Origin of the sequence: Streptomyces sp. NPDC088194 (assembly GCF_040702025.1) — a bacterium.
GTDB lineage: Bacteria > Actinomycetota > Actinomycetes > Streptomycetales > Streptomycetaceae > Actinacidiphila.
Genome location: NZ_JBFBIV010000184.1, coordinates 1 through 6,540, shown reverse-complemented (window position 1 = coordinate 6,540; position 6,540 = coordinate 1). Strand labels below are relative to the sequence as shown.

Sequence of the window (6,540 nt, the reverse complement as noted above, 5' to 3'; positions counted from 1 at the left end):
GGGGACAGCGCACCTCAACCACGTCACCCCACTCCGTACGAAGGTCGGCCTACCCAGGGGCGCGGGGAACTGCGCGACCAGCCACTCACCGGGGGAAGATCCGGCACCCCCCTGCAAGGGGCAGAGCGGGCGGAGCCGCACCGCGGAGTACCCGCACATACCCAGGGGCGCGGGGAACGGCGCGACCAGCCCCCATCTACCGCGAGGTCCGGGCAGCGGGGGGAGGGGGCAACCCGGGCGGATCGCTGAACCCACGGCGTGGATACGCTCGGCGCATGGGACGGATTGCGGTGGTGGGCGCCGGGATGGCCGGGATGGCGGCGGCGGCGCGGCTCGCGACGGGCGGGCACGAGGTGGTGGTGTACGAACGTGGGGAGACGTACGGCGGAGGCGTGGGCGCGTTCGCCCGGGACGGCTTCGCGTTCGACACCGGCCCGGGCCTGCTCCAGCTCCCCGCGGTCTACCGCGACCTGTTCGTGAAGACCGGCCGGGAGAGCCTGGAGGACAGCGTCGAGCTGGTGCAGACCGACCCGGCCGGCCGCCACGTCTTCGCGGACGGCACCGACGTGTCGCTGCCGAACGCCTCCCGCTCGGGGGTGATCGAGGCGCTGGACGGCGCGTTCGGCCCGGGCAGCGGCGAGCGCTGGAGCGAGGTGCTGGTGAGGGCGCGGCAGGTGTGGGAGGGCGTCCGCAGGCCGCTGCTGGAGGAGCCGATCGGGGACCCGAAGCCGCTGTCCAGGGACCCGTACCCGGCCCGGCGCAAGGGCCTGCTGCGGCGCCCGCCGCACCTGGCCGACGTGGCCGCGGACGAGCTCGGCGGTGATCCGCGCCCGGCCGCGCTGCTGGAGTGGTACGCCCTCGGCAACGGGCTCGACCCGCGTACGGCGCCCGCGGCGGCGGCCGTACTGCCGTACCTGGAGCAGTCGTTCGGCGTCTGGTACGTCCGCGGCGGGATGCGGGCGCTCGCGGACGCGCTGTACGCCCGCTGCCGGGCCCGGAAGGTGGAGTTCCGGTTCGGCGCCGGGGTGAGGGGCGTGGAGGTGCACGAGGGACGGGTGCGCGGGCTCCGGTTCACCGACCACTCGACCGGGGCCGCCGACATGGTGGCCGCGTCCGTGCCGTTGCCCTGCCTCCCGCAGGAGACCCTCCCGTCGGGCGGGAAGGACCTGCGGCCGCTCGCCGGGGCGCGCGACGAGCCCGGGCGCTGCACGGTGCACGTGGCGTTGCGCGGCTCGCGCCCGGCCGGTGCGGCGCACCGTACGGTCGTGCACGCCGCGGACCGGGGGGCCGCGCTGGACTGGGTGTTCGGGCGCGGGCGGGCCGAGGTGCCGGCGCCGGGGGCGCTGACGGTCACCGTGCTGCGACCGGACGACCCGGCGACGCGGCCGGACGACGGGCACGAGGCGGTCACCGTGACGGCCACGGTGCCGCGGCACGCCGCAGGGCGGACCAACTCTGGTTCCCACTCGGGCTCCACCTCCGGCTCCGGGGTGGACTGGTCCGGCGGGGACTTCGTGGACGCGTTCGCCGAGCGGATGCTGGAGGTGGCGGAGCGGGCCGTTCCCGGGCTGCGGGAGCGGGAGTTGTGGCGCGAGGTCCGCACCCCGCGGGACCTGGAGCGGGAGACGGGGGCGGCGGGCGGTTCGGTGCCGGTTCCCTCGCTCCCCGGGGCCGGCGGCGCCCTCTTCCGCCCGCCCAACCGGACGCCTTTCAACGGGCTCTACTTCCTGGGGGGTTGGGCCCACCCGGGCGGCGGGCTCCCGCACGCGGGCATGTCCGCGGCGATCGTCGCCGACCTCGTGGCCGGCGGCCCGGGCGGCAGCCGCTGACCTCCGCTCCGCCGCCGGGTACGCGCCCGGGGCGCCCCACCTTCCGCCGCGAGCCCGGGAACAAGATCGTTAACCCCCGCGGCAGCGAATTCAACCCATCGGGCGGAAAAGGGCGTTACCGGCTCACGGCGCCGGGTGGGGCCGACCTAGCGTGAGGGGCTGTACAGGTGATCAGTTGAGCGGAAGGTCTTAACGGAGATGCCGCAGCCCTTCGAACTGCCCAAGTTCTACGTGCCGTACCCGGCGCGGCTGAACCCGCACCTCGAACGCGCCCGGGAGCACTCGAAGGAGTGGGCCCGGGAGATGACGATGATCGAGGGCTCGGGCATCTGGGCCGAATCGGACTTCGACTCGCACGACTACGCCCTGCTGTGCGCGTACACCCACCCGGACGCCTCGGGGCCGGAGTTGGACCTGGTGACCGACTGGTACGTGTGGGTGTTCTTCTTCGACGACCACTTCCTCGACATCTTCAAGCGCACCCCGGACATGGCGGGCGCGAAGGCGTATCTGGACCGGCTGCCGGCGTTCATGCCGGTGGACCTCGCGCAGGAGGTCCCCGAGCCGACGAACCAGGTGGAGGCGGGCCTGGCCGACCTGTGGCGGCGGACGGTGCCGCAGATGTCGGAGGGGTATCGGCGGCGGTTCCACGAGAGCACCCGGCACCTGCTGGAGGAGTCGCTCTGGGAGCTGTCCAACATCAGCACCGGCCGGGTGTCGAACCCGATCGAGTACATCGAGATGCGCCGCAAGGTCGGCGGCGCGCCGTGGTCGGCGAACCTGATCGAGCACGCGGCGGGCGCCGAGGTGCCCGACGCGATCGCGGCGAGCCGCCCGATGCGGGTGCTGCGCGACTGCTTCGCGGACAGCGTGCACCTGCGCAACGACCTGTTCTCGTACCAGCGCGAGATCGAGGACGAGGGCGAACTGTCCAACGCCGTACTGGTGCTGGAACGGTTCCTCGACCAGACCCCGCAGGAGGCCGCCGACACGGTGAACGACCTGCTGACCTCGCGGCTCCAGCAGTTCGAGCACACCGCGTTCACCGAAGTGGAGCCGCTCTTCGACGAGTTCGGGCTGGACCCGGCGCAGCGGCTGGGCGTCTTCGCCTACGTGAAGGGGCTACAGGACTGGCAGTCCGGCGGCCACGAGTGGCACATGCGTTCCAGCCGCTACATGAACGGCGCGAGCGACGAGGCGCGGGCGGTGGGCGTGCTCGGCGGGCCGACCGGGATCGGCACGTCGGCCGCGCAGATCGCCGGCTCGCTGGCCGCGACGCTGCCGCAGCGGGCCCGCGCCTACGGCCACGCGCCGTTCCAGCAGGTCGGCTGGGTGCGGCGGGCGCCGGTCCCGATGCCGTTCGAGACGACGCTCAGCCCGCACCTGGACGCCTCCCGCGCGCACAACCTGGCGTGGGGGCGGCGGATGGGCCTGCTGGACGCCGAGCCGGGCTTCCCGGTGCCGGGCGGGCTGTGGAACGAGGAGAAGCTCGCCGGGTACGACTTCGCGCTGTGCGCCGCGGGCATCCATCCGGCCGCCTCCCAGGACGAGTTGGACCTCACCACGGACTGGCTGACCTGGGGCACCTACGGCGACGACTACTACCCGATCGTCTTCGGCCGGGCCGGCGACATGGCGGCGGCCCGGATCACCACCGAGCGTTTCAAGCTGTTCATGCCGCTGGACGCGGGTGCGGTGCCGCCGCCGCTGACGGCGCTGGAACGCTCGCTGGCGGACCTGTGGCAGCGCACCGCGGGCCCGATGGCGCCGCCGGCGCGGCAGCGGTTCCGCGCCGCGATCGAGGACATGTGCGAGAGCTGGCTGTGGGAGCTGGCCAACCAGAAGCTCAACCGGGTGCCCGACCCGGTGGACTACATCGAGATGCGCCGCAAGACGTTCGGCTCGGACCTGACGATGAGCCTGTCCCGGATCGGCCACGGCGACGCGCTGCCCGACGAGATCTACCGCTCCCGGCCGGTGCGCGGCATGGAGGTCGCCGCCCAGGACTTCGCCTGCCTGCTCAACGACGTGTTCTCCTACCGCAAGGAGATCGAGTTCGAGGGCGAGATCCACAACGCGGTGCTGGTGGTGCAGAACTTCCTGGACTGCGGGCCGCAGGAGGCGATGGACATCGTCGGGGACCTGATGGCCGCCCGGATGTCGGAGTTCCAGCACATCACCGAGACCCAACTTCCCACGCTCTTCGAGGAGTTCGACCTCGACGAGACGGCACGCGGGGTACTGCTCGACTACGCCCAGGAGTTGCGGGACTGGATGGCGGGCATCGTCACCTGGCACGAGGGCTGCGCCCGGTACACGGAGGAGTCGCTGCTCAAGCACTACCCGCACCTCGCGGCCACGGTGCCCCGTCCCGGGCAGCCCTGGCGCACCCCGGCGGGCCTGGGCCTGTCCGCGGCCCGGCTGCCGTCCCTGCTCAACGGCCGCTAGCCGAAGGCCGGTTGGCTGGCCCGGCGGTTGAGGGTCGACCGTCGGCTGTCGGCGGCGGACCGGCGCTCAGTAGCGGTACGGGTCGTACGGGTCCGCGTACTCCTGCTGCTGCTCGGGCTGTTGCTGCTGCTCGTACGGCGGCTGGTGCTGCTGCTGCGGGATGTACGGCTGCTGCCGGCCGTACGCCTGCTGGTCGTACGCCTGCTGGTCGAAGCCGTAGCCGCCGTACGTGTCGGCCGCGGGCTGCTGCGGGTAGGGCTGCGGGGACTGCCAGTCCCCGGCGCCCTCCCCGCCGTACCCGCCGCCGTCGGTGCCGCGGGCGTTGCCGAACACGTCGTAGTCGTCGGGGTCGTAGCCGTACGAGGCCGCGGCAGGCGCGGGCTGCTCCTGGTAGCCGCCGCCGTCCTGATCCTGGCCCTGCTGCTGTCCCTGCCCCTGGTCCCAGGCCGGCTGCTGCTGCTCGTAGCCGGTCCAGCTCTGGTAGCCCTGCGCGCCGTACCCCTCGTAGCCGCCGCTGGTGTACGGGTCGGGGGTGTACGTCGACTGGCCGTCGTAGAGCGGGTATTCGCCGCTGTCGTCCTGCATCGGCATCGGCTGGTACACCGCCTGCTCGGCGCCGTACCCGCCCTGGCCCTGCGGGTCGCCCGACGGGACCGAGAAGTCGTGCACCGCCGTCGCGTTGGCGCCCACGCCCGCCAACTCCTCAGTCGGAAGCGGCTGTTGGGCGGGGTCCGGGCCGGCCGCCTGGTCGGCCTCGATCGGGCCGACCTCCAGCACCGGTTCGGCCGGGCGGGCGCCCGCGGCCCTGCGGCGCCGGCTGGAGCCGGGACGGCCGCCTATCGCCCAACCCGTGGAGAATCCCCGCTTGTAGGAGAGCGTGACCTGGCTCTGCCCGGTGCCGAAGGCGAGCGCGCCCAGCACGATGAGCACCACACTGCGGTCGGCGACCCCGATGACCAGGCCCAGGAACCCCGCGAAGGCGAGCACCCGCCAGCGCAGCCGGGCCTTGTACTGCAACAGCACTTCGCCCAGCAGCCACAGCGCGACGATGCCGAACGCGATGTAGAGCACCGAGTAGCCCATGTGCCCACTTCCTCACCTAGGGGTCACGCCGCCCGCCGATGCAGCCCGAGGTTCTCGTAGATCTCCAGCGATGCGGTGGAGTGGTTAAGAGTAATGAAGTGGAGCCCCGGAATGTCCTCTGCCATGAGGCGGCGGCACATCTCGGTGGTGAACTCGATGCCGATCTCCCGTACCGCCGCCGGGTCGTCCTGCACCGCGAGGATGCGTTCGGCCAGGTCGGCGGGGAACGGCGCGTTGCCGAGCTGCGAGAAGCGCTCGATCTGCCGGACGTTGGTCACCGGCATCACCTCGGGGATGATCGGCACGGTGCAGCCCGCCCGGTCCACCCGGTCCCGCAGTCGCAGGTACGCGTCCGCGTCGAAGAACATCTGGGTGATCGCGAAGTCGGCGCCGGCCCTGCACTTGTCGAGGAAGTGCCGGGTGTCCTCGGCCGGGTCGGTCGAGCGCGGGTGCATCTCGGTGAACGCCGCGACCCCGACGCAGAAGTCCCCCGACTCCTTGACCAGCCGCACCAGTTCGGCCGCGTACGTCAGCCCCTGCGGGTGCGGCACCCACTCGCCCATCGGGTCGCCGGGCGGGTCGCCGCGCACCGCGAGGATGTTGCGGATGCCCGCGTCCGCGTACTGCCCGATGATGTTGCGGAGTTCGGCGACCGAGTGGTTCACCGCGGTGAGGTGGGCGCACGGGGTGAGCGTGGTGTCCGAGACGATCCGGTCGGTGGCCCGCACGGTGCCCTCCCGCGAGGAGCCGCCGGCGCCGTAGGTGACCGACACGAAGGTCGGGCGCACCGCCTCGATCCGGCGGATCGCTCTCCACAACGTGCGCTCGCCCTTCTCGGTCCGCGGCGCGGCGAACTCGAACGAGTACGAGCGCTGACCGGACGCGAGCAGTTCACGGATCGTGATCGCGCGGTCCGTGCGTGTGGATGAAGTCCCCAGGGCCATGCAAGCAGGCTAACGTGTGGCGGTCGCCACACGTTAGTGCATCACGCCATCCCCGGGGGGACCCGTGCCCCTCGGACAAGGGTGCCCTGCGCTCCCCGGGCGGACCCGCTGCCGCGGAAGGCGCTGCCCCCTCCCCGGGCAGACCCGCTGCCGCGGAAGGCGCTGCCCCCTCCCCGGGCAGACCCGCTGCCGCGGAAGGCGCTGCCCCCTCCCCGGGCAGACCCGCTGCCGCGGAA

4 protein-coding genes are annotated in these 6,540 nt (G+C 72.8%); 2 read left to right on the top strand and 2 right to left on the bottom strand.

Annotation, left to right across the window (positions count from 1 at the left end):
* Window positions 1–275: 275 nt before the first annotated feature.
* Both AB0399_RS40055 and AB0399_RS40050 read left to right on the top strand, forming a co-directional pair.
* Window positions 276–1,829, top strand: coding sequence for an NAD(P)/FAD-dependent oxidoreductase (locus tag AB0399_RS40055; protein WP_366414638.1), 1,554 nt, complete (start codon window positions 276–278; stop codon window positions 1,827–1,829).
* A gap of 198 nt (window positions 1,830–2,027) precedes the next feature.
* Window positions 2,028–4,277, top strand: coding sequence for a germacradienol/geosmin synthase (locus AB0399_RS40050; RefSeq protein WP_329370411.1), 2,250 nt, complete (start codon window positions 2,028–2,030; stop codon window positions 4,275–4,277).
* A 66-nt stretch (window positions 4,278–4,343) separates the two neighbouring features.
* Here AB0399_RS40050 and AB0399_RS40045 read toward each other — a convergent pair whose 3' ends face one another.
* Complete coding sequence (locus AB0399_RS40045) at window positions 4,344–5,360, bottom strand: hypothetical protein (protein ID WP_366414637.1); 1,017 nt, start codon at window positions 5,358–5,360, stop codon at window positions 4,344–4,346.
* Between the two features lie 23 nt (window positions 5,361–5,383).
* Window positions 5,384–6,304, bottom strand: coding sequence for a methylenetetrahydrofolate reductase [NAD(P)H] (gene metF / locus AB0399_RS40040; protein WP_328463000.1), 921 nt, complete (start codon window positions 6,302–6,304; stop codon window positions 5,384–5,386).
* Between the last annotated feature and the right edge of the window lie 236 nt (window positions 6,305–6,540).